This window comes from Mycobacterium sp. 1274756.6, from assembly GCF_001668625.1.
Taxonomy (GTDB): domain Bacteria; phylum Actinomycetota; class Actinomycetes; order Mycobacteriales; family Mycobacteriaceae; genus Mycobacterium.
Map to the genome: position 1 here is coordinate 29584 of NZ_LZLJ01000079.1, position 23997 is coordinate 53580.

26 protein-coding genes are annotated in these 23997 nt (G+C 71.3%); 22 read left to right on the plus strand and 4 right to left on the minus strand.

The genetic code is table 11. From position 1 onward, the window contains the following. Window positions 1-12: 12 nt before the first annotated feature. On the plus strand, window positions 13-906 hold the full coding sequence (locus A5643_RS12110; RefSeq protein ID WP_066855553.1) for a metal-dependent hydrolase: 894 nt from the start codon (window positions 13-15) through the stop codon (window positions 904-906). Window positions 907-920: 14 nt separating this feature from the next. Here A5643_RS12110 and A5643_RS12115 read toward each other — a convergent pair whose 3' ends face one another. Beyond that, window positions 921-1706 (minus strand): DUF3109 family protein, encoded by a 786-nt coding sequence (locus A5643_RS12115; protein WP_156628777.1) that lies wholly within the window; start codon window positions 1704-1706, stop codon window positions 921-923. Between the two features lie 74 nt (window positions 1707-1780). On the opposite strand from A5643_RS12115, the gene A5643_RS12120 reads away from it, so the two are divergent. The 9 genes from A5643_RS12120 to A5643_RS12155 all read left to right on the plus strand — a co-directional run bounded on the left by A5643_RS12120 (window position 1781) and on the right by A5643_RS12155 (window position 9604). After that, the gene (locus A5643_RS12120) at window positions 1781-2797 is read left to right on the plus strand and encodes a Ppx/GppA family phosphatase (protein ID WP_066855556.1); all 1017 of its coding nucleotides are present in this window, start codon (window positions 1781-1783) and stop codon (window positions 2795-2797) included. Next, window positions 2794-4035 carry an Rv0497 family membrane protein gene (locus A5643_RS12125; RefSeq protein ID WP_066855559.1) on the plus strand — a complete coding sequence of 414 codons (1242 nt, stop codon included), beginning with the start codon at window positions 2794-2796 and terminating at the stop codon, window positions 4033-4035. The genes A5643_RS12120 and A5643_RS12125 overlap by 4 nt, the downstream gene beginning before the upstream one ends. Window positions 4036-4054: 19 nt before the next feature. Continuing rightward, window positions 4055-4897, plus strand: a complete 843-nt coding sequence (locus A5643_RS12130; RefSeq protein WP_066855562.1) for a sugar phosphate isomerase/epimerase family protein — start codon at window positions 4055-4057, stop codon at window positions 4895-4897. A 16-nt stretch (window positions 4898-4913) separates the two neighbouring features. Continuing rightward, window positions 4914-5768: a thioesterase family protein gene (locus A5643_RS12135; RefSeq protein WP_066855565.1), complete on the plus strand. Its 855-nt coding sequence runs from the start codon at window positions 4914-4916 to the stop codon at window positions 5766-5768. Window positions 5769-5795: 27 nt separating this feature from the next. After that, window positions 5796-6665, plus strand: coding sequence for a pyrroline-5-carboxylate reductase (gene proC / locus A5643_RS12140; protein ID WP_197497720.1), 870 nt, complete (start codon window positions 5796-5798; stop codon window positions 6663-6665). 140 nt (window positions 6666-6805) lie between these two features. Next, window positions 6806-7069 carry a helix-turn-helix domain-containing protein gene (locus A5643_RS12145; protein WP_066855572.1) on the plus strand — a complete coding sequence of 88 codons (264 nt, stop codon included), beginning with the start codon at window positions 6806-6808 and terminating at the stop codon, window positions 7067-7069. A gap of 196 nt (window positions 7070-7265) precedes the next feature. Continuing rightward, window positions 7266-7367 (plus strand): 30S ribosomal protein bS22, encoded by a 102-nt coding sequence (locus A5643_RS17840; RefSeq protein WP_081597721.1) that lies wholly within the window; start codon window positions 7266-7268, stop codon window positions 7365-7367. Between the two features lie 53 nt (window positions 7368-7420). Further along, complete coding sequence (locus tag A5643_RS12150; RefSeq protein ID WP_066855575.1) at window positions 7421-8500, plus strand: SDR family oxidoreductase; 1080 nt, start codon at window positions 7421-7423, stop codon at window positions 8498-8500. A gap of 48 nt (window positions 8501-8548) precedes the next feature. Then, window positions 8549-9604, plus strand: coding sequence for a lysophospholipid acyltransferase family protein (locus A5643_RS12155; RefSeq protein ID WP_066855578.1), 1056 nt, complete (start codon window positions 8549-8551; stop codon window positions 9602-9604). Window positions 9605-9622: 18 nt separating this feature from the next. On the opposite strand, the gene A5643_RS12160 is transcribed toward A5643_RS12155, so the two are convergent. Both A5643_RS12160 and A5643_RS12165 read right to left on the minus strand, forming a co-directional pair. Next, window positions 9623-10141 carry an FAS1-like dehydratase domain-containing protein gene (locus A5643_RS12160; RefSeq protein ID WP_066855581.1) on the minus strand — a complete coding sequence of 173 codons (519 nt, stop codon included), beginning with the start codon at window positions 10139-10141 and terminating at the stop codon, window positions 9623-9625. 88 nt (window positions 10142-10229) lie between these two features. Continuing rightward, the gene (locus tag A5643_RS12165; RefSeq protein WP_066855585.1) at window positions 10230-11132 is read right to left on the minus strand and encodes an HAD family hydrolase; all 903 of its coding nucleotides are present in this window, start codon (window positions 11130-11132) and stop codon (window positions 10230-10232) included. Window positions 11133-11229: 97 nt separating this feature from the next. Here A5643_RS12165 and A5643_RS12170 point away from each other — a divergent pair, with 97 nt between their 5' ends. The 9 genes from A5643_RS12170 to A5643_RS12210 all read left to right on the plus strand — a co-directional run bounded on the left by A5643_RS12170 (window position 11230) and on the right by A5643_RS12210 (window position 20056). Further along, complete coding sequence (locus A5643_RS12170; RefSeq protein ID WP_082948920.1) at window positions 11230-11487, plus strand: glutaredoxin family protein; 258 nt, start codon at window positions 11230-11232, stop codon at window positions 11485-11487. Window positions 11488-11589: 102 nt separating this feature from the next. Then, complete coding sequence (locus tag A5643_RS12175; RefSeq protein WP_066855587.1) at window positions 11590-12954, plus strand: glutamyl-tRNA reductase; 1365 nt, start codon at window positions 11590-11592, stop codon at window positions 12952-12954. Window positions 12955-12968: 14 nt separating this feature from the next. After that, window positions 12969-13895, plus strand: a complete 927-nt coding sequence (hemC, locus tag A5643_RS12180; RefSeq protein WP_066855590.1) for a hydroxymethylbilane synthase — start codon at window positions 12969-12971, stop codon at window positions 13893-13895. Between the two features lie 45 nt (window positions 13896-13940). Further along, the gene (locus A5643_RS12185; RefSeq protein WP_066855593.1) at window positions 13941-15572 is read left to right on the plus strand and encodes a bifunctional uroporphyrinogen-III C-methyltransferase/uroporphyrinogen-III synthase; all 1632 of its coding nucleotides are present in this window, start codon (window positions 13941-13943) and stop codon (window positions 15570-15572) included. Window positions 15573-15705: 133 nt separating this feature from the next. Beyond that, window positions 15706-16689 (plus strand): porphobilinogen synthase, encoded by a 984-nt coding sequence (gene hemB, locus A5643_RS12190; RefSeq protein ID WP_066855596.1) that lies wholly within the window; start codon window positions 15706-15708, stop codon window positions 16687-16689. Between the two features lie 6 nt (window positions 16690-16695). Next, a complete protein-coding gene (gene mce1N / locus A5643_RS12195) occupies window positions 16696-17262 on the plus strand; it encodes a transport-regulating membrane protein Mce1N (RefSeq protein ID WP_066855599.1) in 567 nt (188 codons plus the stop codon). Further along, window positions 17259-17519 carry a hypothetical protein gene (locus A5643_RS12200; RefSeq protein ID WP_066855602.1) on the plus strand — a complete coding sequence of 87 codons (261 nt, stop codon included), beginning with the start codon at window positions 17259-17261 and terminating at the stop codon, window positions 17517-17519. The genes mce1N and A5643_RS12200 overlap by 4 nt, the downstream gene beginning before the upstream one ends. Window positions 17520-17543: 24 nt before the next feature. Further along, window positions 17544-19673, plus strand: a complete 2130-nt coding sequence (locus A5643_RS12205) for a heavy metal translocating P-type ATPase (protein ID WP_156628778.1) — start codon at window positions 17544-17546, stop codon at window positions 19671-19673. A gap of 56 nt (window positions 19674-19729) precedes the next feature. Further along, the gene (locus tag A5643_RS12210; protein ID WP_353612572.1) at window positions 19730-20056 is read left to right on the plus strand and encodes a hypothetical protein; all 327 of its coding nucleotides are present in this window, start codon (window positions 19730-19732) and stop codon (window positions 20054-20056) included. Between the two features lie 16 nt (window positions 20057-20072). Here the strand turns inward: A5643_RS12210 and A5643_RS12215 are convergent, their stop codons facing one another. Further along, entirely contained in the window at window positions 20073-20915 is an 843-nt protein-coding gene (locus tag A5643_RS12215; protein ID WP_066855608.1) for an alpha/beta hydrolase, read from the minus strand. 94 nt (window positions 20916-21009) lie between these two features. On the opposite strand from A5643_RS12215, the gene A5643_RS12220 reads away from it, so the two are divergent. From A5643_RS12220 to A5643_RS18875, 3 genes are all read left to right on the plus strand, one after another. After that, entirely contained in the window at window positions 21010-21888 is an 879-nt protein-coding gene (locus A5643_RS12220; protein ID WP_066855612.1) for an oxygenase MpaB family protein, read from the plus strand. After that, the gene (locus tag A5643_RS12225; RefSeq protein WP_066855614.1) at window positions 21866-22468 is read left to right on the plus strand and encodes a TetR/AcrR family transcriptional regulator; all 603 of its coding nucleotides are present in this window, start codon (window positions 21866-21868) and stop codon (window positions 22466-22468) included. The genes A5643_RS12220 and A5643_RS12225 overlap by 23 nt, the downstream gene beginning before the upstream one ends. A 142-nt stretch (window positions 22469-22610) precedes the next feature. Continuing rightward, window positions 22611-23996, plus strand: a complete 1386-nt coding sequence (locus A5643_RS18875; protein ID WP_066855617.1) for a PPE family protein, SVP subgroup — start codon at window positions 22611-22613, stop codon at window positions 23994-23996. The last annotated feature ends 1 nt before the right edge of the window (window position 23997 follow it).

Genomic DNA, 23997 nt, shown 5'->3' on the forward strand with positions numbered 1-23997 from the left:
AAGGAGACGGTCATGGTTGCCGGCACAGCAGCGGTAGCGAACGACGGCAAAGCGATCCGGGCGGGTTATCCCAAGGTGCGCCGCATCCGGTTCCGGTTCGGTGACCCCAAACCGATGAAACGCCACTATGTCGAGGGCGACATCGTGATGAGCCACCTGACCGCGCTGCTCTCGGCGGTGTTCCCGCCCGGTGAGGAATCGTTCATCCGCTCGGTGCGGCGGTTCTCCGAGCAGATCACCGACCAGGAGTTGAAGAAGCGGGTCGCCGGGTTCATCGGCCAGGAATCGGTGCACGGCCAGGAGCATCGCCGCCTCAACGACAAGCTCATCGAGATGGGCTATCCGATCGTGCGGTTGTTCACCTTCGGTCACGACAGCCGGCGACAGCGCATGCTGGTGCGGTTCGAGAACCGGACACCGGCCTACGTCCACCTGGCTTGGACCGCCGCCGCGGAGCACTACACCGCCACCCTGGCCGCCCGGGTGCTCGGCGAGGAGATGCAGGCCATCCCCGGTGACCCCGAGGTGTGGAACCTGCTGAACTGGCACGCGGTGGAAGAGCTCGAGCACAAATCGGTGGCCTTCGACGTCTACCGCAGCGTCGGCGGCCCGGAATGGATCCGCATCGGGGTGATGGCCGGGATGTACACGCTGACGATCCCGGTGGTCACCGGCGGGGTGATGCTGTCGATGACCACCGACCCGACCGCGTGGCGCCCGTTGACCGCGCTGCGCCAGACCTGGGGCGTGTTCCGCGGTCCGCTGGTCAAGGGGTTGCTCGGGGAGCTGCGCCCGTACCTGCGGCCCGGCTTTCACCCCGACGACGTCGACACCGATGCGCTGGTCGAGCGGTGGCGCCGCGAGCTGTTCGGCGCCGAGGGCGTCCTGGTCGGGCACATGGCCTGATCGGAGCGGCCGGACTACCGCGCCGCGCGGGTGGCCGGATGCTCGGCGATCAGGCCGCGCTCGGCGCGCTGAGCGCAGATCGCGGCCAGCTCGGCGTAGGCCTTCTCGCCGAGCAATTCGGTCAGTTCGGCCGCCATCGCCCGGTACACCGGCCGGGCGCCGATGTGGGCGGCCGGGTCGCCGGTGCAGTACCAGTGCAGATCCGCGCCGCCGGAGCCCCAGCCGCGCCGGTCGTACTCGGTGATCGTGGTCTTGAGGATCTCGGTGTCATCCGGGCGGGTCACCCACTCCTGGCTGCGCCGGATGGGCAACTGCCAGCACACGTCGGGCTTCATCGTCAGCGGCTCGACCCCCAGCTTCACCGCCTTGATGTGCAGGGCGCAGCCGGATCCGCCGGCGAACCCGGGCCGGTTCAAGAAGATGCACGCCCCCTGGTGGCGGCGGGTGCGCCAGGCCGGCTCGTCGTCGTTCTCGTCGAGTTTGAGGTAGCCCTTGGGGCCCAGCCCCTTGTCGCGGAACTGCCAGTCCGCCTCGGTGAGCCGCGAGACCGCGTCGTCGAGGCGGGCCCGGTCGTCGTCGTCGGAGAGGAACGCGCCGTGCGAGCAGCACCCGTCGTCGGGGCGGCCGGCCACCGTCCCCCGGCACGAGGGGGTGCCGAACACACACGTCCAGTTCGACAGCAGCCAGGTCAGATCGGCGGCGATGAGGTGTTCGGAGTTGTCCGGGTCGTAGAACTCCACCCACTCCCGGGTGAAATCCAGCTCGACTTCCTGCGGATGATCGGAGGAACGCGGTGCCACAAAAATCCACCGTAGACCAAATCGCCGAGCCGGGAGTTTCACCAGATCATCCCGACCTACTAGGTTGATGTTCCGTGCGATTGGGCGTGCTCGACGTGGGCAGCAACACCGTTCACCTGTTGGTGGTCGACGCCCGTCGCGGCGGTCACCCCACCCCGATGAGTTCGACGAAGGCCACCCTGCGGCTGGCCGAAGCCGTCGACGAATCCGGCCACATCACCAAGCGCGGCGCCGACCGCCTGGTCGCCACCGTCGACGAGTTCGCCAAGATCGCGGCCAGCTCGGGTTGCGCGGAGCTGATGGCGTTCGCCACCTCGGCGGTGCGGGACGCGGAGAACTCCGACGCCGTGCTGGCCCGGGTGCAGAAGGAGACCGGCGTGCACCTGCAGGTGCTGCGCGGCGTCGACGAGTCCCGGTTGACGTTCCTGGCGGTGCGGCGCTGGTACGGCTGGAGCGCCGGGCGCATCATCAACATCGACATCGGCGGCGGCTCCCTGGAGATGTGCAGCGGGGTCGACGAGGAACCCGACATCGCGCTGTCGCTGCAGCTCGGGGCGGGGCGGCTGACCCGCGAGTGGCTGCCCGACGACCCGCCCGGGCGCCGCCGGGTCTCGATGCTGCGGGACTGGCTGCACAGCGAGCTGGCCGAGTCCGCCGCGACCGTGCTCGAGGCCGGCCCGGCCGACCTGACGGTGGGCTGTTCGAAGACGTTCCGCTCCCTGGCCCGGCTGACCGGGGCGGCGCCGTCGGGGGCGGGCCCGCGGGTGAAACGGACGCTGACCGCCAGTGGTCTCAGACAACTCATATCGTTCATCTCTAGGATGACCACCGCTGACCGTGCAGAACTGGAAGGGGTGAGCGCCGACCGGGCACCGCAGATCGTGGCGGGCGCCCTGGTGGCCGAGGCGAGCATGCGAGCGTTGTCGATCGAAACGGTGGACATCTGTCCCTGGGCGTTGCGTGAGGGCCTGATCCTGCGCAAACTCGACAGCGAGGCGGACGGCACCGCTCTGGTGGAGATCCCGATGACCGATGCGGAGACTCGACCGGCCAAGACCAAGGGGGACCGGTCGAAAGGCGGCAAACGATGACCGAGCCACGCGACGAAGAGACGCGGCCGATCTCGGTCGCGGAGTTGCTCGCCCGGCACGGCAACATCGGCTCGCCGCCGGTCACCGGCCGTCGTCGCCGCCGCCCCGGGGACCCCGACGCGGTCTCGGTCGCCGAGTTGACCGGCGAGATCCCGGTGATCCGCGAGGACGACCCGCCGCCGTCGGAGACCGCGACGGCCGCGGCCGAGCCCGAGGAAACCGAGGAGCCCGCCCCGGCCGAGCCGCCCGCCGCGCGCCGCGGCGGTGCGCCGGCACCCGAGCGGGACGCGCCGGAGAAGCCCGCCGACCGCACCACCTCGGTCCGGTTCTCCGAACCGCAGCCGCGCTGGCCGCAGTCGCCGCCGCACACCGCGCGGCAAACCGGTCCGGTACGCAGCGCGCACCCGCTTCCGCGCCGGGCCGCCGAGACCGAGTCGGAGTCCGACGCCGAACGGATGAGCCCCGACCCGGTGGACGGCTACCCCGGCGACGCCTACCCCGAAGATGACGCCGGCGACCGCGACATCGCGGTGAGCCTGCTCGGTGAGGCCGACGACGCGCCGCCCGAGGCGCTGGACGCCGTCGACGACCTCGACGGCACCGAGGGCACCGCGACGGCACGCCGGGGCCGCGGCGGGCTGCTGGGGGCGCTGCGCGGCCGCTTCGGGCGCCGCCGCCAGCATCCCGATGACCTCGACGATCTCGACGACCTCGATGACCTCGGTGACTTCGACGACGAGGCGAGCACCGATCGCGCCGACACGGACCCGGCCGATGTCGACCAGGCCGATGTCGTCCCGGCCGTCGACCTCGCCACCGGCCTCGATGACACCGACCACGACGACGCCCCCGCCGCCGCGATCCGGGCGGACGGCGACCTTGACCTCGACGACGACCTCGACCTCGACGACGAGACCGACCTCGACACCGACACCGAGCAGCAGCCCGCCGGCGACGAGGCCCACGAATCCGGGATGCGGCGGGTCCTGCGCGGCGCCTGGGTCATCGTGCAGTCGCTGGGCGCGTTCCTGTTCGGTGCCGCGCTGTTCGTCGCGTTCGACCAGCTGTGGCGCTGGAACAGCATCGTCGCCCTGGTGCTCACCGTGCTGGTGACCCTCGGGCTGGTCGGTGCGGTCCAGGCGGTCCGCAAAACCGACGACATCGGCAGCACGCTGGCCGCCGCGGCGGTGGGTCTGCTGGTCACCCTCGGTCCGCTCGTGTTCTGGCTCTCCGGCTGAGCACCCCGGGCGAATCATCGTGCGTCCCGCCATCAAAGTTGGCCTCTCGACGGCCTCGGTCTATCCCCTGAAGGCCGAGGCCGCCTTCGAATACGCCGCCCGCCTCGGCTACGACGGCGTCGAGCTGATGGTGTGGGCGGAGTCGGTCAGCCAGGACATCGCCGCCGTCGCCAAGCTCTCCCGCCGCTACGGGGTGCCGGTGCTGTCGGTGCACGCGCCGTGCCTGCTGATCTCCCAACGGGTTTGGGGCGCCAACCCGGTCCACAAACTGGAGCGCAGCGTCCGCGCCGCCGAGCAGCTCGGAGCCCAGACCGTCGTGGTCCACCCGCCGTTTCGCTGGCAGCGCCGCTACGCCGCCGGGTTCGCCGATCAGGTCGCCGAGCTGGAGGAACGCAGCGACGTGATGGTCGCGGTGGAGAACATGTTCCCGTTCCGGGCCGACCGGCTGTTCCGGGCCGAGCAGACCCTGGAGCGGATGCGCCGCCGCGGCGGCGGGCCCGGCGCCGCGATCTCGGCGTTCTCCCCGTCCTACAACCCCCTCGACGGCGACCACGCGCACTACACCCTCGACCTCTCCCACACCGCCACCGCGGGCAGCGACGCGGTGGAGATGGCCCGGCAGATGGGCTCGGGCCTGGTCCACCTCCACCTGTGCGACGGCACCGGGCTACCCGCCGACGAGCACCTGGTGCCCGGGCGGGGCACCCAGCCCACCGTCGAGGTCTGCCAGATGCTCGCCGCCGGCGACTTCGCCGGCCACGTCGTGCTGGAGGTGACCACCTCGCAGGCCCGCACCACCCAGGAGCGGGAGGCGCTGCTGGTCGAGTCGTTGCAGTTCGCCCGCACCCACCTGCTGCGGTAGGCCCGAGAGGAGCCCGATGACCGACTCCACCCGGTTCAGCGACGCCATGCGGCTGACCCGTCTGGACGGCGGTGCCGCCGCGGAAGCCGGGGACGGCACTGACGGTTCCAGGGCCGACTTCGCCGGCGAACTCAACGCCCACTGGACGATCGGGCCGAAGGTCCACGGCGGCGCCATGCTGGCGCTGTGCGCCAACGCGGCGCGCACCGCGTTCGGCGACGGCCTCGAACCCGTCGCCGTCTCGGCCAACTACCTGTGGGCACCCGACCCCGGCCCGATGTGGCTGCGCACCCTGCTGCGCAAGCGGGGCCGGCGGGTCAGCGTCGTCGACGTCGAACTCGGCCAGGGGGAGCGCACCGCGGTGCACGCCGCGATCACCCTCGGCGAACCCGAGCACACCGGTCGGGCGCCGCTGCTCTCGGTCAACCCGGTGGTGCCGCTGATGACCCCGGAACCGCCGCCGGGGCTGGCCGCGATCGGGCCCGGCCATCCAATGGCCGACATCGTGCACCTGGCGCACGGCTGCGACATCCGCCCCGCCCTGAGCACGCTGGCCCCCCGCTCCGACGGCGGGCCGCCGGTCATCGAGATGTGGGTGCGGCCCAAACACGAACGCCCCGACGTGTTGTTCGCGCTGCTGTGCGGCGACGCCTCGGCGCCGGTGACGATGGCGGTCAACCGGCCCGGGTGGGCGCCCACCGTGCAACTCACCGCCTATCTGCGCGCGGTCCCGGCCGACGGCTGGCTCCGCGTCATCTGCACCACCACCGAGATCGGTCAGGACTGGTTCGACGAGGACCACACCGTGGTGGACAGCCGCGGCCGCATCGTGGTGCAGACACGCCAGTTGGCGATGGTGCCCACCGAATAGCCGGCCCGGTCTGCCATGCTTGCCGCCATGGCCAGAATCGCGATCGTCGGCGTCGGCAACATGGGTGAAGCGCTGCTGTCCGGGCTGCTGCGCAGCGGCCGGCAGGTCAAGGACCTGGTGGTCGTCGAGCACGTCCCCGACCGGGTCAGCTACCTCACCGACACCTATTCGGTGCAGGTCGCGGGGGTGGCCGACGCGGTGGAGACCGCCGACATCGTCATCCTGGCGGTCAAGCCCCGCGACGTCGACGCGGTGATGAACCAGATCGCCGAGGCGGCCACCGCCTCCGAGCACAGCGCCGAGCAGGTGCTGATCAGCGTGGCGGCGGGGGTCAGCACCGCCTACCTGGAAAGCAAACTGCCCGCCGGGTCACCGGTGGTGCGGGTGATGCCGAACACGCCGAGCCACGTCGGTGCCGGGGTCAGCGTGCTCGCCGCGGGCCGGTTCGCCACCGCCGAGCAACTCGACGAGGCCGCCGCGCTGTTCCGCAGCGTCGGGTCGGTGCTCACGGTGCCCGAGGGGCAGATGGACGCCGTCACCGCGATCTCCGGTTCCGGGCCGGCCTACTTCTTCCTGATGATCGAGGCGTTGGTGGACGCCGGGGTGGCGGCCGGACTGACCCGTGCCGTGGCGACCGATCTGGCGGTGCAAACCATGGCCGGCTCCGCGGAGATGCTGCTGGACCGCCTCGAGCGGGCTAACTCCGCCGAGGGGGTGGCGAGCGCGGTGGGCCTGGATACCACCCCGGTGCAACTGCGGGCCATGGTGACCTCCCCGGGCGGCACCACCGCCGTTGCGCTGCGAGAACTCGAACGCGGGGGGCTGCGCGCCGCCGTGGACGCCGCGGTTCAGGCCGCAAAAACCCACTCTGAGCAGCAAAGAGTTACACCGGAGTAATTCATAAGTTTTGTTCTCAAATACCCCACACCCGTCGCAGCAACCCCATTGGTCCCGCTATTCTCCTTGGGTGTAAGCATGCGTCAGGCCTGCGGAGGGGAAGCCGCTGGACTGCGTATGCCCGATTGGATTGGGTTGCGATGACGTCAATGAACGGGCCGTCGGCGCGGGATTCGGCTAGTGGCAAGCCGGCACGCGATTCCGCCTCGCCGGACGGCCAGCAAGGCAGAACACAGTTCCTCACGGTGGCCGAAGTGGCCGCGCTCATGAGGGTCTCCAAGATGACCGTGTACCGACTGGTGCACAACGGTGAGTTGCCCGCGGTGCGGGTGGGCCGGTCCTTCCGGGTCCACGCCAAGGCGGTGCACGACATGTTGGAGAGCTCCTTCTTCGACGCGGGCTAGCTCGACCGCGGCGCGAATCCGGCCGGACCGGAACCCCGGGCAGCGCACCGGGGATTTTCGCGTGTCCGGAACCGGGTGCGCGCGGCGGCGGGTGCGGTTTTTCGTTCCCCGCCCGGGCACAGGTAAAGTGACCGGGTCAAGTCTTCACACCGGTCCGGGGCGGATGGCCACCGGCAGGATGTAGGTAGCGGAGTTTATGGGTTCAGTAGTCAAGAAGCGGCGCAAGCGTATGTCGAAGAAGAAGCACCGCAAGTTGCTGCGTCGCACTCGGGTGCAGCGCAGAAAACTCGGCAAGTAACGCGGTCGGGCAGCGCGGGTCGACACCCGCGCGACCGTCGTTAGGCTGACGAGGTGAGTACGCCCGATACCCCCTCCGACAGCGGCGACAAGCTGCAGTACCCCCGCGTGGTGCTGGTCACCGGCGCCTGCCGTTTCCTCGGCGGGTACCTGACCGCCCGGCTGGCGCAGAACCCGCTGATCAACCGGGTCATCGCGGTGGACGCGGTGGCGCCGAGCAAAGACCTGCTGCGGCGGATGGGCCGCGCCGAGTTCGTGCGCGCCGACATCCGCAATCCGTTCATCGCCAAGGTGATCCGCAACGGCGACGTCGACACCGTGGTGCACGCGGCGGCCGCGTCCTACGCGCCGCGCTCCGGCGGCGGGGCGGTGCTCAAAGAGCTCAACGTGATGGGGGCGATGCAGCTCTTCGCCGCCTGCCAGAAGGCACCCTCGGTGCGGCGGGTGGTGCTCAAGTCGACCTCGGAGGTCTACGGGTCCAGCTCCCGGGACCCGGTCCGGTTCACCGAGGACAGCACCAGCCACCGGCCGCTGGAGGGCTTCGGTCGCGACAGCCTCGACATCGAGAGCTACGCGCGCGGGCTGGGCCGGCGCCGCCCCGACATCGCGGTCAGCATTCTGCGGCTGGCCAACATGATCGGACCCGGGCAGGGCACCGTGCTGTCGCGGTTCCTCGCCGGCCCGCTGGTGCCCACCGTGCTCGGCCGCGACGCGCGGCTGCAGCTGCTGCACGAGCAGGATGCGCTCGGCGCCCTCGAGCACGCCACGATGGCCGGAAAGGCCGGCACCTTCAACATCGGTGGCGACGGGATCATCATGATGACGCAGGCGATTCAGCGCGCCGGGCGCGTCCCGGTTCCCGTACCCCAGATGGGGCTGCGGGTGATAGATTCGCTGCGTCGAGCCAATCGCTACACCGAGACCAGTCGCGAACAGTTCGACTACCTGAGTTACGGCCGGGTGATGGACACCACACGCATGCGCGTGGAACTCGGCTTCGAGCCCAAGTGGTCGACGGTCGAGGCGTTCGACGATTACGTTCACGGTCGCGGATTGATGCCGGTCGTCGACCCGGGATGGGTACGCTCGATGGAAACCCGGCTCGTTGCGGCCGCGCAACGCTGGGGAGGGTAACGGTCGGGGTTCGCGCGATGCGGTCACGACAGACGGGGAGGTAACCGCGTGGCGGGTGAACGGAAGGCGAAAGTCATTCCGCTGCGCGCAGATTCGGGCCGTTCGGCGCAGCGTCGGGCCGCTCAGCGTGCCGATGCCGCGCGTCAGCACCCGTCGCTGCTGGCTCGGGCCGGGCAGTGGCCGCCGGCCGAGCAGGCCGCCGCCATCATCCGCGAGATCGATTCGCGCCACGGTGGTGACGCGGCACCCCCGTCCGAGCCCAACGAGTTGTCGCAACGGATCTCGGCGGTCGCGGAGTTCGTCCGCCGCCGGCTGACCGGGGACTACAGCGTCGACGAGTTCGGCTTCGACCCGCACTTCAACGAGAGCGTCATCCTGCCGCTGCTGCGACCGTGGTTCCGGTCCTGGTTCCGCGTCGAGGTCAGCGGGGTCGAGCACCTGCCCGACTCCGGTGCCGCCCTGGTCGTGGCCAACCACGCCGGGGTGCTGCCCATCGACGGGCTGATGGCCTCGGTCGCCGTGCACGACGAACACCCCGCCCACCGCAACCTGCGGCTGCTCGCCGCCGACCTGGTCTTCGACCTGCCGATGATCAGCCAGGGCGCGCGCATGGCCGGGCACACCATGGCGTGCACCGCCGATGCGCAGCGTCTGCTGGAGGCCGGGGAGCTGACCGCGGTGTTCCCCGAGGGCTACAAGGGGCTGGGCAAGCGCTTCAAGGACCGCTACAAGCTGCAGCGCTTCGGCCGCGGCGGGTTCGTCGCCGCCGCGCTGCGCACCAAGGCACCGATCGTGCCGTGCTCGATCGTCGGCTCCGAGGAGATCTACCCGATGGTCGCCGACCTGAAGCTGCTGGCGCGGCTGCTCGGGCTGCCCTACTTCCCGGTCACCCCGCTGTTCCCGCTGGCCGGCGCGGCCGGGCTGGTGCCGCTGCCGTCGAAGTGGCACATCACCTTCGGTGAACCGATCTCCACCGCCGAATACGACGAGAGCGCGGCCGACGACCCGATGGTCACCTTCGAGATCACCGACCACGTCCGCGAGACGATCCAGAAGACCCTCTACCGGGTGCTGGCCGGGCGGCGCAACGCCTTCTTCGGCTGAGCCGCGCGGCCGAGGCCGTTACTGCTTCTTGGCGCGCATCGCCGCGATCGCGGCCATCGTGGTCTCGGCGTCGGCGTCCTGACGCGAGGACTCCCCGATCATGGTGACCACACTGGTGATCACGGGGTTGCCGTCGGCGTCGGTGACCTCGCTGCGGATCTCGCTGATCACCGTGCCGTGCGACTCGAGCACCGAGTCCAGGTAGGTGTCGAAGTACAGCCGGTCGCCGTCGAGGATCGGCCGGTGGAAGGTGAACTTCTGGTCGCGGTGGAACACCCGGGCGATGTTGATCGGGATGTCGAACTTGGTGAAGATCTCCAGCTGCACCCGCCGGCCGGCCACCGCCAGGAACGTCAGCGGCGCGACCACCGCGGCATAGCCGTCGGCCGCCGCATCGGACTCGTTGAAGTGGCTGGGGTGGGAGTCCTTGACGGCCGCGGCGAACTCGCGGATCTTCTCCCGCCCGACCTCGAAGTAGTCCGGGTAGCGGTAGTGGGTGCCGATGATGCTGTCGGCGTTCTCCAACTGGGTAGCCATGTCGATGCCGTTATCTCCTGAGGGGATCTGCCGCCGGTCGCCGGCGGCCGAAGTTTATCAACTTCGCCCCGCGCCGAGCCCTCGCGCGTTAGACGCGCTCGTGCCGACGCGACACGGCTGCAGCCAGGGCGCCGCCGGCCGCGCCCAACGCCAGCGCCGAGGGCACCCCGATGCGGGCCGCCTTGCGCGCGGTGCGGAAGTCGCGGATCTCCCAGCCGCGCTGGCGGGCCAGGTCACGCAGCCGGGCGTCGGGGTTGATCGCCACCGCCGTGCCCACCAGCGACAGCATCGGCAGGTCGTTGTAGCTGTCGGAGTAGGCGGTGCAGCGTTTGAGGTTGAGGCCCTCCCGGATCGCCAGCGAGCGCACCGCGTGCGCCTTGCCGGTCCCGTGCAGAATCTCCCCGACCAGCCGGCCGGTGAACACGCCGTCCACCGACTCCGCGACGGTGCCCAGCGCCCCGGTCAGCCCCAGCCGCCGCGCGATCGTGTCGGCCAGCTCATAGGGGGTGGCGGTCACCAACCACACCTGCTGGCCGGCGTCGAGGTGCATCTGCGCCAAATCCCGGGTGCCCGGCCAGATCTTGTCGGCGATGATCTCGTCGTAGATCTCCTCGCCCAGCTCCGCCAGCTCCTCGGTGGTGCGACCCTCGATGAAGGCCAGCGCCTTGCGCCGCCCGGCGGCCACGTCGTCGCTGTTCTCCCAGCCGGTGAGCTGGTACTTGGCGTGGGCGTAGAGGAACCGGACCACATCGCGGTAGGTGAAGTACTTGCGGGCGGCCAGACCGCGCCCGAAATGCACCATCGAGGACCCCTGCACCAGGGTGTTGTCCACGTCGAAGAACGCGGCGGCGGTCAGGTCGACCGGCGGCGGCGCCGACGGAACCTCGTCGGCGGGCTCGGCCGGCCCGGCGGAGAGGTCCACCAGGGCGCGCTCGGCGCTGGCCGCCCCGGCCGCGCCGGCCGGCTCGGGAGACGTCTCGGGTGAACTCACAACCGCCCTCCTTTCCGCCTCGGCGACCGTCGTCGTCAACTTTATCCGGCCCGGCCGCCGCGGCGGCGCCGGCGAGATCGGTGCCACACTGGAGGGCGTGTCGCAACGACAGGTTCAACTGCTCACCCGGGACGGCTGCGCGATGTGCGTGCGCGTCCACGCGCGGCTGACCGAACTCGCCACCGAACTCGGCTTCGCGCTGACCACCACCGACGTCGACGTGGCCGCCGCCGACGGCGACAGCGCCCTGCGCGCCGAGTACGGCGACCGGCTGCCGGTGGTGCTGCTCGACGGCCGGGAACACAGCTACTGGGAGATCGACGAGCCGCGACTGCGGGCGGATCTGGGGAGCTGACGGCCGACCCCGGCAAATTTGGCCGCCTGACTGGTAAACCTTTACCGTGGAGGTAAGTGTTGTCACTTGTGAATGCAAGGGAGCAGGCCAGGTGAAGCAACCGTGAGCGTCCTGCTCTTTGGGATTTCCCACCGCAGCGCGCCGGTGCCGGTGCTCGAACAGCTGAGCACCGACGAACCCGACCAGGTCAAGGTCCTGGACCGGATGCTGCAGTCCTCGCTGGTCAGCGAGGTGATGCTGCTCTCGACCTGCAACCGGGTCGAGGTGTACGCGGTGGTCGACGCCTTCCACGGCGGTCTGGCCGCGATCGGCGAGGTGCTCGCCGAGCAGTCCGGGATGACCCTCGGCGAACTCACCCAGTACGCCTACGTGCGCTACAGCGAGGCCGCCGTCCAGCACCTGTTCGCGGTGGCCAGCGGCCTGGATTCGGCCGTGGTCGGCGAACAGCAGGTCCTCGGACAGGTGCGCCAGGCCTACGCGGTCGCCGAAGCCAACCACACCGTCGGGCGGGTGCTGCACGACCTGGCCCAACGCGCCCTGTCGGTCGGCAAACGCGTGCACTCCGAAACCGACATCGACGCCGCGGGCGCCTCGGTGGTGTCGGTGGCCCTCGACATCGCCGGCACCCAGCTCGGCGGGCTGACCGGCAGAACGGCGGCGATCATCGGTGCGGGCTCGATGGGCTCGCTGGCCGCCGCGCATCTGACCCGGGCCGGGATCGGCCGCATCCACGTGCTGAACCGGTCCCCGGAGCGCGCCCAGCGCCTCGCCGAGCGGATCACCGAAGCGCAGGTGCCCGCCGACACCGCCGGGCTGGACACCGTCGCCGACGTGCTGGCCACCGTCGACGTCGCGGTCAGCTGCACCGGCGCGGTCGGCCCGGTGGTCTCGCTGGCCGACATGCACCAGGCGCTGGCCGCCGGTCACCGCGGTGAGCGCCGCCCGCTGGTTGTCTGCGACCTGGGCATGCCCCGCGACGTGGACCCGACGGTGGCCGGGCTGCCCGGTGTCGCCGTCGTCGACATGGACCGCGTGCAACGCGAACCCTCCGCCCGCGCGGCCGCCGCCGACGCCGCGGCCGCCCGCGAGATCGTCGCCGCCGAGGTCGCCGCCTACCTGGCCGCCCAGCGGGCGTCCGAGGTCACCCCGACGGTGACCGCGCTGCGCCAGCGCGCCGCCGACGTGGTCGAGGCCGAGTTGCTGCGGCTGGAGCGCAGGCTGCCCGGGCTGGACAGCGCGCACCGCGACGAGGTCTCCCGAACCGTCCGGCGCGTGGTCGACAAGCTGCTGCATTCGCCGACCGTGCGCGTCAAACAATTGGCCAACACCCCCGGCGGGGACGCCTACGCGGAAGCCTTGCGGGAGTTGTTCGAACTCGACCCGCGGGCCGTTGACGCCCTCGCCGGTGCCGGTGAATTGCCAACGGTGCCAAGCGATGCCGAAGGCGGCATCGGAACCGTCGAGTAACCGATTTGGGGAATATGATCCGGCTAGGAACCCGGGGCAGCCTGCTGGCCACCACGCAGGCCGAGAGCGTCCGGGAAGCGTTGATCGCTGATGGGCACGACGTCGAGTTGGTGATCATCAACACCAAGGGCGACCAGTCGATGGCGCCCGTCGGCACCATCGGGGTGGGGGTGTTCACCGCCGAACTGCGCGAGGCCATCGCCGACGGTCGCGTCGACGCCGCGGTGCACTCCCACAAGGACCTGCCCACCGAGCAGGACCCGCGCTTCACCATCGCGGCCATCCCGCGCCGCGAAGACCCCCGCGACGTGCTCGTCGCCCGTGATGGCCTGGTGCTCGGCGAGCTCCCGGCCGGCTCGGTGGTGGGCACGTCGGCGCCCCGGCGGGCCGCACAGCTTAGAGCACTGGGTCTCGGTTTGGAAATCCACCCCCTACGAGGCAACCTAGTTACCAGGTTGAACAGGGTCAGCAGCGGTGAACTCGACGCGATCGTGGTAGCCCGGGCGGGTATGGCCCGGATCGGGCGCCTCGACGAAGTCACCGAGACGCTCGAACCGGTGCAGCTGTTGCCAGCACCGGCCCAGGGCGCGCTCGCGGTGGAATGTCGCGCCGAGGACACCGAGCTGGCGGCGGCGTTGGCCAAGCTGGACGACGCCGACACCCGCGCCGCGGTCACCGCGGAACGGGCCCTGCTCGCCGAACTGGAGGCGGGCTGCTCCGCACCGGTGGGCGCGATCGCCGAGGTGGTCGAGTCCATCGATGAGGAGGGCCGGGTCTTCGAGGAGCTGTCGCTACGCAGCTGCGTGGCGGCGCTGGACGGATCCGACGTGATCCGCGCGTCCGGTGTGGGCACTCCGCAGCGGGCACGGGAGCTGGGGCTCTCCGTGGCCGCGGAGCTGTTCGAACTCGGGGCGCGTGAGGTGATGTCGGGCGCGCGGTGAAGCCGCCGCCCGCGGGAGTGACTGGAGTGAGGAGTGGCTCGCCAAGTGAGTACGCGAGGCCGTAAACCGAAGCCGGGCCGGATCGTGTTCGTCGGCTCGGGTCCTGGCGACCCGGGTCTGCTGACGATCCGCGCCAAAGCGGCGCTGGCACGCGCCGCCCTGGTGTTCACCGACCCCGACGTGCCCGAGCCGGTGCTGGCGCTGGTCGGCACCGAACTGCCGCCCGCCCCGATCGAGACGACCGAGGGCGACGACACCGAACAGACCTCCGGCCCGGACATCCGGCCCGCGCTGGGCGGACCCGCGGAGGTGGCCAAGACGCTGACCGCGGCGGCCCGCACCGGCGCCGACGTGGTCCGGCTGGTCGCCGGCGACCCGCTGGCGGTCGACTCGCTGGTCACCGAGGTGGGCGCGGTCGCGCGGACCAACCTCGTCTTCGAGATCATCCCCGGGCTCAACCCCACCAGCGCGGTGCCCACCTACGCCGGGTTGCCGCTGGGCTCCTCGCACACGGTCGCCGACGTGCGCGGCGACGTGGACTGGGCGGCGCTGGCCGCCGCGCCGGGCCCGCTGATCCTGCAGGCCACCGCCTCGCACCTGCCCGAAGCCGCCAGCACGCTGATCGAGTACGGGCTCACCGACTCGACCCCGTGCGTGGTCACCACCTCCGGCACGACCTGCGCACAGCGCTCGGTGGAATCCACCCTGCACGGCCTGACCGAGCAGACCGTGCTGGCCGGCACCGAGTTCGCCGAGCCGACGGCCAACGGCGCGGCGCAGCGCGGCCCGCTGGTGGTCACCATCGGCAAGACCGTCAACAACCGCTCCAAGCTGAACTGGTGGGAGAGCCGCGCCCTGTACGGCTGGACCGTGCTGGTGCCGCGCACCAAGGACCAGGCCGGCGAGATGAGCGAGCGGCTCATCACCTACGGGGCGCTGCCCATCGAGGTGCCCACTATCGCGGTGGAGCCGCCGCGCAGCCCGGCGCAGATGGAGCGTGCCGTGAAGGGCCTGGTCGACGGCCGCTACCAGTGGGTGGTGTTCACCTCCACCAACGCGGTGCGCGCGGTGTGGGAGAAGTTCCGCGAGTTCGGGCTCGACGCCCGCGCATTCTCGGGGGTGAACATCGCCTGCGTCGGGGAGGCCACCGCCGACCGTGTCCGCGCCTTCGGCATCACCCCGGAGCTGGTGCCCACCGGCGAGCAGTCCTCGCTGGGCCTGCTCGAGGAGTTCCCGCCCTACGACGACGTGCTCGACCCGGTGAACCGGGTGCTGCTGCCGCGCGCGGACATCGCCACCGAAACGCTCGCCGAGGGCCTGCGCGAACGCGGCTGGGAGATCGAGGACGTCACCGCCTACCGCACGGTGCGCGCGGCGCCGCCGCCGGCGGCCACCCGCGAGATGATCAAGACCGGCGGCTTCGACGCGGTCTGCTTCACCTCCAGCTCGACGGTGCGCAACCTGGTCGGCATCGCCGGCAAGCCGCACGCCCGCACGATCGTGAGCTGCATCGGCCCCAAGACCGCCGAGACCGCCACCGAATTCGGGCTGCGTGTCGACGTGCGGCCGGAGACCGCCGCCACCGGCCCGCTGGTCGACGCGCTGGCCGAGCACGCCGCCCGGCTGCGCGCCGAGGGCGCGCTGCCGCCGCCGCGTAAGAAGAGCCGCAGGCGCTGACCGTGACCGCCGCGGTCAGCCCGGGCGAGGCGGGTCGCCACCCCGCCGGTGCGGCGGCGCTCGCGTCGACTCTGCGCTCACCACGCGAAAGTGCGAGTAACCTCCGTGCTCACCGCAGAGTCAACGCGCACCGATGAGCGGATACCCGCGACAGCGTCCGCGTCGGCTGCGGTCCTCCGCGGCGCTACGCCGCCTGGTCAGCGAGACCTCGCTGCGGCCGCGCCAACTGGTGCTGCCGCTGTTCGTCGCCGACGGCATCGACGAGCCGACGCCGATCCCGTCGATGCCGGGGGTGATGCAACACACCCGCTCCTCGCTGCGGGCCGCGGCCGCTGACGCGGTGGACGCCGGGGTGGGCGGGCTGATGCTGTTCGGGGTGCCGCGGGAGCAGGACAAGGACGCCACCGGATCGGTCGGCGCGGACCCCGGCGGCATCCTCAACGTCGCATTAGCGGATTTAGCCGCCGACCTCGGCGACGCCACCGTGTTGATGGCCGACACCTGCCTCGACGAGTTCACCGACCACGGCCACTGCGGGGTGCTCGATGAGGCCGGCCGCGTCGACAACGACGCCACCTTGGCGCACTACGTGCGGCTTGCGGTGGCGCAGGCGAGCGCCGGCGCCCACGTCGTCTCCCCGAGCGGGATGATGGACGGGCAGGTCGGCGCGATCCGGGACGGCTTGGACGCCGCCGGTCATCCCGACACCGCGATCCTGGCCTACGCCGCCAAGTTCGCCTCGGCGTTCTACGGCCCGTTCCGCGACGCGGTGGGCTCCAGCCTGACCGGGGACCGGCACAGCTACCAGCAGGACCCCGCCAACGCCCGCGAGGCGCTGCGCGAGGTCGCCCTCGACATCGACGAGGGCGCGGACATGGTGATGGTCAAACCCGCGCTGGGCTACCTCGACGTGGTGGCCGCCGCGGCCGAGATCTCGGCGGTGCCGGTGGCCGCCTACCAGGTCTCCGGCGAGTACGCGATGATCAGCGCGGCCGCCGAACGGGGCTGGATCGACCGGCGCGCCGCCGCACTGGAGTCGCTGACCAGCATCCGGCGGGCCGGCGCCGACCTCATCCTGACCTACTGGGCCACCGAGGCCGCCCACTGGCTAGTCTGACCGGCGATGGCATTCCAGCAGGCGGACGACTCCGCCGAACCCGGTCCCGCCCCGCTGTTCGTCGAGAAGGGCGCCAGCTGGCTGTGGGTGCTGGCCGGGCCCGCCGCCGCCGTGGCGATGCTGATGATCCAGGTCTCCAGCGGCAACGGCTACAACCCGCTGGTGCCGGTGACCTTCCTGATCGTTGTGAGCGCCTTCCTGGCGGTGCAGGTCAAAGCGGCCCGCATCCACACCGCGGTGGTGCTCACCGAGCAGACCCTGCGGCAGGGCACCGAGACCCTGCCGGTCGCCGACATCGTCGGCGTGTATCCGCCGGCGGAGAACTCGGTGCGCTCGGGCCGCAAGCTGGAGAAGTGGCAGACGGCGCGCGCGCTGGGGGAGCTGTCCGGGGTGCCGCGCGGGCGCACCGGGATCGGGCTGCGGCTCACCGAACAGCGCAACGTGCAGGCGTGGGCGCGTAACCATCGCGGCCTGCGCGCGGCGCTGGTCGCCCTCAAACAGGAGTACACCGGGCCCGGCGTGACGCCCTACGGCGGCGAGGACCCCCACGACGAGACCGGGCCGCAGCTGTGAGCGTGCGGGTCCGCGCGCTGATCGAACTGGCGATCGCGGCCGCGGTCCTGCTGGCCGCCGTGGCCGCCGCGACGCAGGTGTGCTCCACCGTCGAGGTGGCACCGGTGATGGACGGCGAGCCGGTCACCACCTCGGTGGTCTACCACCCGCCGCAGCTGTTGCTGACGTTGGTGCTGCTGACCGCAGCCGGGGTGCTCGCGGTTGTCGGGGCCGCCCGGTGGTGGCGGGGCCGCCCCGCGAGCGTCCATACCCCGTAGGGTATGCCGGGTAGGATGGCGGGTATGCAGACCACCGATCTGGACCTGCGGGGGATGACGTGCGCATCGTGCGCCGCCCGGGTCGAGCGCGGCCTCAACCGGCTCGAGGGGGTGCGCGCCACCGTCAACCTCGCCATCGAACGCGCCCACGTCGACCACGACCCGAGCGTCTCGCCGGCCGACCTGATCCGGGCCGTGGAATCCGCCGGCTATCAGGCCGCGGTGGCCGGCGGCGACGACGGCGAGCACGACGAGCCCGACGTCCCCGCGGACCAGCTGCGGCCACGGCTGATCGGCTCGGCGGTGCTGGGCATCCCGGTCGTCGTGCTGTCGATGGTGATGGCCTGGCAGTTCCCCGGCTGGGACTGGCTCGCCTTCGCGCTGACCACCCCGGTGGTGTTCTGGGGCGGCTACCCGTTCCACAAGGCCGCGCTGGCCAACGCCCGCCACGGCGCCTCCACGATGGACACCCTGGTGTCGCTGGGCACCATCGCCGCCTACGTCTGGTCGGCGGTGGCGGTCATCGGCGGTGACGGCCACGTCTACTTCGAGGTGGCCGCCGCGGTCACGGTCTTCCTGCTGGCCGGCCGCTACGCCGAAGCGCGCGCCAAACGCACCGCCGGCGCGGCCCTGCGCGCCCTGCTGACCCTGGGCGCCAAGGACGCCGCGGTGCTTTGCGACGGCCCCGACGGGCGCCAGGAGGTGCGGATCCCCGTCGAGCAACTGCACGTCGACGACGTCATCGTCGTGCGCCCCGGCGAGCGGGTGGCCACCGACGGCGTCATCACCGACGGCACCTCGGCGCTGGACACCTCGGCGATGACCGGCGAATCGATGCCGGCCGACGTCGGCCCGGGCGACCAGGTGCTCGGCGGGGCGCTCAACACCTACGGCCGGCTGCTGGTGCGCGCCACCAAGGTCGGCGCCGACACCCAGCTGGCCCGGATGGCCAAACTGGTCACCGACGCGCAGAGCGGCAAGGCGTCGGTGCAGCGCCTCGCCGACCAGGTGTCGGCGGTGTTCGTGCCGGTGGTGCTGGTGATCGCCGCGGCGACACTGGCGGGCTGGCTGCTGGCGGGCGCGTCGGCCGCGGCGGCGTTCACCGCGGCGGTGGCCGTGCTGATCATCGCCTGCCCATGCGCGCTGGGATTGGCCACGCCGACCGCGATCCTGGTCGGAACCGGCCGCGGCGCACAACTGGGCATCCTGATCAAGGACCCGCGGGTGCTGGAGAACGTCCGCCACATCGACACCGTCGTGCTGGACAAGACCGGAACCGTCACCACCGGGCAGATGGCGGTGGTGACGGTGACCGCCCACTCCGACGAGGACCGCGACGAGGTCCTGGCCCGCGCCGCCGCGGTGGAGACCGCGTCGGAGCACCCGGTCGCCGCCGCGATCGTGGCCGCCGCTCGCGACCGCGGCCTGCCGCTGAGTGACCCGGCCGGCTTCGTCAACGACCCGGGCACCGGGGTCGCCGCCGACGTGGACGGGGTCCGGGTGAGCGTGTCGCGGGCCGGCTCGCTGGCCGGGGTGGACCTGCTGACCCCCGCCGCGCCGGGCACCACCGTCGAGGTGGCCTGGGACGGGTGGGCGCGCGGGACGATCACGCTGGCCGACACCGTCAAACCGGGCAGCGCCGCCGCCATCGCCGATCTCAAAACGATGGGCATCACCCCGGTGCTGCTCACCGGGGACACCGCCGCGGTGGCACGCCAGGTCGCCGCCGAGGTCGGCATCGACCCGGCGCACGTCATCGCCGGTGTGCTACCCACCGGCAAGGCCGACGCGGTCACCGCCCTGCAGGAGCGCGGCGCGAAGGTGGCGATGGTCGGCGACGGCGTCAACGACTCGGTGGCGCTGGCCACCGCCGACATCGGGATGGCGATGGGCACCGGCACCGACGCCGCCATCGAGGCCGGCGATCTGACCCTGGTCCGCGGTGACCTGGCCACCGTCCCCACCGCGCTGCGGCTCTCCGCGCGGACCCTGCGCGTCATCAAGCAGAACCTGGTGTGGGCGTTCGGCTACAACGTCGCCGCGATCCCGTTGGCGGCGGCCGGGCTGCTCAACCCGATGATCGCCGGCGCGGCGATGGCGTTCTCCTCGGTGCTGGTGGTGCTCAACAGCCTGCGGCTGCGCCGGTTCGCCTGACCCCACCGGGGGCGCGCGTAACCTGTGGTCACACCGGTCGACGGGAGAGGCGGCGCATGAGCAGCATCGGACGGGGCCTGGCGAAAGCTTTCCTGGCGGCGACGCTGGTGTGCGCGCCGGCGCTGGCCTGGGCCGGCCGCGCCGGCGCCGACCCGGCGAACCCGGACCCGTTCAACCCCGGGGATTGCCTGGCCAACGCCAACGCCATCTGCAATCTCGGGCCGTACGGACCCAACAGCCCGTCGAACCCGGCCAACATCAACAGCCCGTTGAACCCGAACAACCCGAACAACATCAACAACCCGAACAATCCGGCCAGCCCGCTGAGCCCGCTGAACCCCGCCAACCCGCTGAGCCCGCTGAACCCGGCGAACCAGCACTAAGCGCGGGATGTGCGGGCTACGAGCCCAGCCAGGACAGCTCGTCGGCCAGGTGTGCCCGCCAGAACGCGGCGTCGTGCCCGCCCGGGTAGAAGCCGCCTGCCGGGGGCGTATCGAGGTGGTTGACGAACTGCCGGCTGGCGACGTAGAAGCCGTCGCCGATCCCGCAGTCCACCCGCAGCGGGATCGACGACAGTTCGGGGCGCCCGAAAACGGTGTTCTCCCGCCAGTCCTCGATGCCGTCGAACGCCACCGCGGGCGCGCCCCAGTACGTCATGTACAGCGCCGGGCTGATCGCGCAGATCCCGGCGGTGCGCTCGGGGCCGAGTCGCGAACCCAGCAGCAGCGACCCGTAGCCGCCCATCGACCAGCCCATGAACGCCACCCGCGTGGTGTCGATGCCCTTGCCGGCCAGCATCGGCAGCAGTTCGTCGAGGATCATCGCCCCGGAGTCCTCGCCGGAGGCCCGCCGGTGCCAGAAGCTGTTGCCGCCGTCGGCGGCGACCACCGCGAACGGGGAGGCCCCGTCGGCGACCACCTTGGCCAGCGCGTCCTCCACGCCCAGGCCCATCACGCCCGCGGCGTCGCTGTCCATGCCGTGCAGGGCGATCACCGCCCGCAACGGCCCGCTCTGGCCCGGCGGCCGGGCGATGATCCAGTTGGTCTGCTTGCCGCCGCGTGCGGCGGAGACGAACGACCCGGCCTCCCGGGTGGGCAGAATGCTGCCGGCGGCCGCCGGTTCCACCGGGGCCGCCCGGGGACGAGGCGGGCCGAGCAGGGCGCCCAGCGTCCACAGCCCGGCCGCGCTCGCGGTGGCTCGGACGCCCAGACGCAGCGCGGCACGACGGCTGAGCGGATCCACCCCGGCATCGTCCCAACGGTCGACAACTTCCCCGCATCGGTCTCACAACGGCTCGATACCGGTACAAAAAACGAGATGTGTAACATTGTTCGCCATGACGGAGTTGACGCAGCAGGACACCGCCGACCTCGCGCCGGCCGAGCCGGCCGCCGACGCGTTGCCCCTCGGCCCGCAGTCGCTGGTCTGGCGCTACTTCGGTGACAACCGGATGTTCCTGATCGGCCCCCGCCCCGGGGTGATGGAGAACATGCTGGCCGAACTCGGGCAGGGCGTGCTGGATCACTCGGTGTTCTTCTCCGACACCGCCGCGCGGATCCGGCGCTCGCTTCCCCCGATCTTCACCACCGTCTACGGCACCGACGACGACAACCCCGGGCTGCAGGTGCGCGACTTCCACGTCAGCATCAAAGGCGAGATGCCCGACGGGAACCGGTACCACGCGCTGGACCCCGACACCTACTTCTGGGCGCACGCCACCTTCGTCGACCAGGTGCTGTATTTCGCCGACACCTTCGTCAAGCGGCTGACCCACGCCGAGAAAGAACAGATCTACCTCGAGTCCAAGACGTGGTACCGCCGCTACGGGGTCAGCGACCGGGTGATGCCGGCCGACTACACCGCGTTCGAGGAGTATTGGGACCGCATGCTCAACGAGGTCCTGGTGGCGCACAAGACCGCCCGCTACGGCGTCGGCTATGTGACCAAGGGCTTCCCCTGCCCCAAGGGGGTGAACCCGGCGCTGTGGCGGGTCGTCGCGCTGGTGTTCAACCCGGTCGCGGCGTTTCTGACCACGGGCGGTCTGCCGCCGCGCGCCCGGGAGCTGCTGGAACTGCCGTGGAGCGACCGGCAGGAGCGCCGTTATCAGCGGTTCGCCGCGTTCTGCCGATCCCGCCCGGTGAACTGGGTCTGGGGCCGGCTGCCGATGAAGGTGCGCTACAACACGTTCGCCCGTGTCGGCTTCGCCCGCGGCTGACCGCACCAGGACGCTCATCCTGGACGCGGCCGTCGCCGAGTTCGAGCAGTACGGATTCGGCCGGGTGGCGCTCGACGACGTGGCGCGTCGCGCCGGCGTGAGCCGCACCACCATCTACCGGCGCTTCGCCAACCGCGACGAACTGGTCGCCGCGGTGATCGACCGGGAGAACGCGGTGCTGTTCGCCGAGATCGCCGACGAGCTGAAGAACGCCGGAGCTCAGACGAACTACTACGTGGAGGCGTTCACCGCGGCGATTCTGCGGTTCCGGCGCCACCGCGTGCTCAACCGGATGATCGTCGACGACCCCGCGCTGGCCCTGGCGATGGCTCATCGGCATTACGGCGCATTCGTCGACCGGGTGGCCGCCGCCCTGCGGGTGATCTTCCCCGACGGTTTCGTCGAGCGGATCGGGGAGCAGGCGGTCACCGAGCTGGCCGACGCGATCGCCCGCTACGCGATGGTGGCGCTGCTGCTGCCCAGCCTTGAGCCGTTGGAGACCGCCGAACAGATCCGCGCGTTTGCTTCTGCACAGTTTCTTCCCAGCTTGCCTGCGGTTTTGCGCTCAGCAGCGGTGTGAACCGGCCCGCCAGCAATCACGGTTTTTATTTCGGACGCAGTGTCGCCCAGGCTATAGTCAGTGGTCACGCTGCAAGTCGGCGTTGTTTTTCGTCGAGAGCCGGCGAGTGGTCGCCGGCCTGCAGCTAACCGTTGGAGGGGACATGGGTGCGGGGCTGCCGCCGGAAGTCATCTCCGGCCTGATGTACGCCGGGCCCGGTTCGGGGCCGATGCTGACCGCCGCCGCGGCCTGGGACGGCCTTGCCGCCGAACTGCACACCACCGCGCAGGGGTTCCAGTCGGTGGTGTCGGCGCTCTCCGGGACCTGGCTCGGGCCTTCGGCGTTGGCGATGGCATCGGCGGCCGCGCCGTATGTGACCTGGCTGCACGCCACCGCCGCGCAGGCGGAGATGGTCGCGATGCAGGCCAAGACCGCGGCCTCGGCCTTCGACACGGCGTTCGCGGCCACCGTGCCCCCACCGGTGATCGCAGCCAACCGCGCCCAGTTGATGGTGCTGGTGGCGACCAACCTGTTGGGGCAGAACACCGCGGCGATCGCCGCCAACGAGGCCGAGTACGCCGCGATGTGGGCGCAGGACGTGGCGATGTTCGCCGCCTACACGCTCTCGTCGCTGGCGGCGATCCAGATGAAGCCGTTCGACCCGCCGCCGAAGACGACCAACGAGGTCGGACAGATCGCGCAAGGGGTCGACGCCGGGAAGGGTGTGGCCAACGCGGGTGTTCAGCAGACCCTGATGCGTGGGCTATCCGGCGCTGTGCCCCAACAAGTTTCGGAACAGGGCTTGCAACTGGCACAGGCAACCGGCCCGGTGACGCTGCAGGCGACGACCCCGATGGAAGACCTCCTCGACTTCTTGATCCCCGACCTGGCCGGCCTCCTCGGTGTCGTCCTGGGCCTCGCCGGCGCGGCGATCGGCATCATCGGCGCGCTGGTCTCCGGCTTGGCCTGGGCCGACGCCGTCCCCAGCGTCGAGGACAACAAGCGCCGCCTGGCCCACCTGCACGACGAGCACCACGAGATGCTCGAGATCATGGGCCGGGAGTCCCCGGAGGGCTGGCGGCCCGGCCTGTGGCCGCGGTGGGTGGAGGGCGACCCGCTGTGGCCGTGGACCGACGGCAACATGGGCAACGGCCCCAAGGTGGACGGGCTCACCGTGCCGCCGTCCTGGTCGGCCAACATCCGCGAGATCGAGCCGCTCGCCCGTGCCCTGCCGGCCGCCGGGCCCGGCGCCACGCCGGCGGTCGCCGGCGCCTCCGGAACCGCGTTCCGCGAACTCGCCCTGGCCAGCATGCTCGGGCGGGCGCTGGCCGGCAGCGTCAGCCCCGGCTCCGGCATCGGCGGTATCAAGGGCGGCACGGTCAGCAAGGTCGCCAACGAGGCCGCCAAAACCGCGGTCGCCGAGGCGGCGGCCAGCCCCGCCGCGCGCACCGGCATCGCCGAAGAACTGCGCCAACTCGCCCAACTGCGCGACGAAGGGGTGCTGACCGGCGAGGAATTCCGGGAGCAGAAACGCCGCCTGCTGGAGTGAC

Bases quoted from the DNA above. Each gene is read 5' to 3' on its own strand.
- A5643_RS12145 (WP_066855572.1), top strand. From the start codon at position 6,806: ATGACGTCAATGAACGGGCCGTCGGCGCGGGATTCGGCTAGTGGCAAG.
- A5643_RS12125 (WP_066855559.1), top strand. From the start codon at position 2,794: ATGACCGAGCCACGCGACGAAGAGACGCGGCCGATCTCGGTCGCGGAG.
- hemC (WP_066855590.1), top strand. From the start codon at position 12,969: ATGATCCGGCTAGGAACCCGGGGCAGCCTGCTGGCCACCACGCAGGCC.
- A5643_RS17840 (WP_081597721.1), top strand. From the start codon at position 7,266: ATGGGTTCAGTAGTCAAGAAGCGGCGCAAGCGTATGTCGAAGAAGAAG.
- A5643_RS12205 (WP_156628778.1), top strand. From the start codon at position 17,544: ATGCAGACCACCGATCTGGACCTGCGGGGGATGACGTGCGCATCGTGC.
- A5643_RS18875 (WP_066855617.1), top strand. From the start codon at position 22,611: ATGGGTGCGGGGCTGCCGCCGGAAGTCATCTCCGGCCTGATGTACGCC.
- A5643_RS12220 (WP_066855612.1), top strand. From the start codon at position 21,010: ATGACGGAGTTGACGCAGCAGGACACCGCCGACCTCGCGCCGGCCGAG.
- hemB (WP_066855596.1), top strand. From the start codon at position 15,706: ATGAGCGGATACCCGCGACAGCGTCCGCGTCGGCTGCGGTCCTCCGCG.
- A5643_RS12135 (WP_066855565.1), top strand. From the start codon at position 4,914: ATGACCGACTCCACCCGGTTCAGCGACGCCATGCGGCTGACCCGTCTG.
- A5643_RS12210 (WP_353612572.1), top strand. From the start codon at position 19,730: ATGAGCAGCATCGGACGGGGCCTGGCGAAAGCTTTCCTGGCGGCGACG.
- A5643_RS12160 (WP_066855581.1), bottom strand. From the start codon at position 10,141: ATGGCTACCCAGTTGGAGAACGCCGACAGCATCATCGGCACCCACTAC.
- proC (WP_197497720.1), top strand. From the start codon at position 5,796: ATGGCCAGAATCGCGATCGTCGGCGTCGGCAACATGGGTGAAGCGCTG.
- mce1N (WP_066855599.1), top strand. From the start codon at position 16,696: ATGGCATTCCAGCAGGCGGACGACTCCGCCGAACCCGGTCCCGCCCCG.
- A5643_RS12110 (WP_066855553.1), top strand. From the start codon at position 13: ATGGTTGCCGGCACAGCAGCGGTAGCGAACGACGGCAAAGCGATCCGG.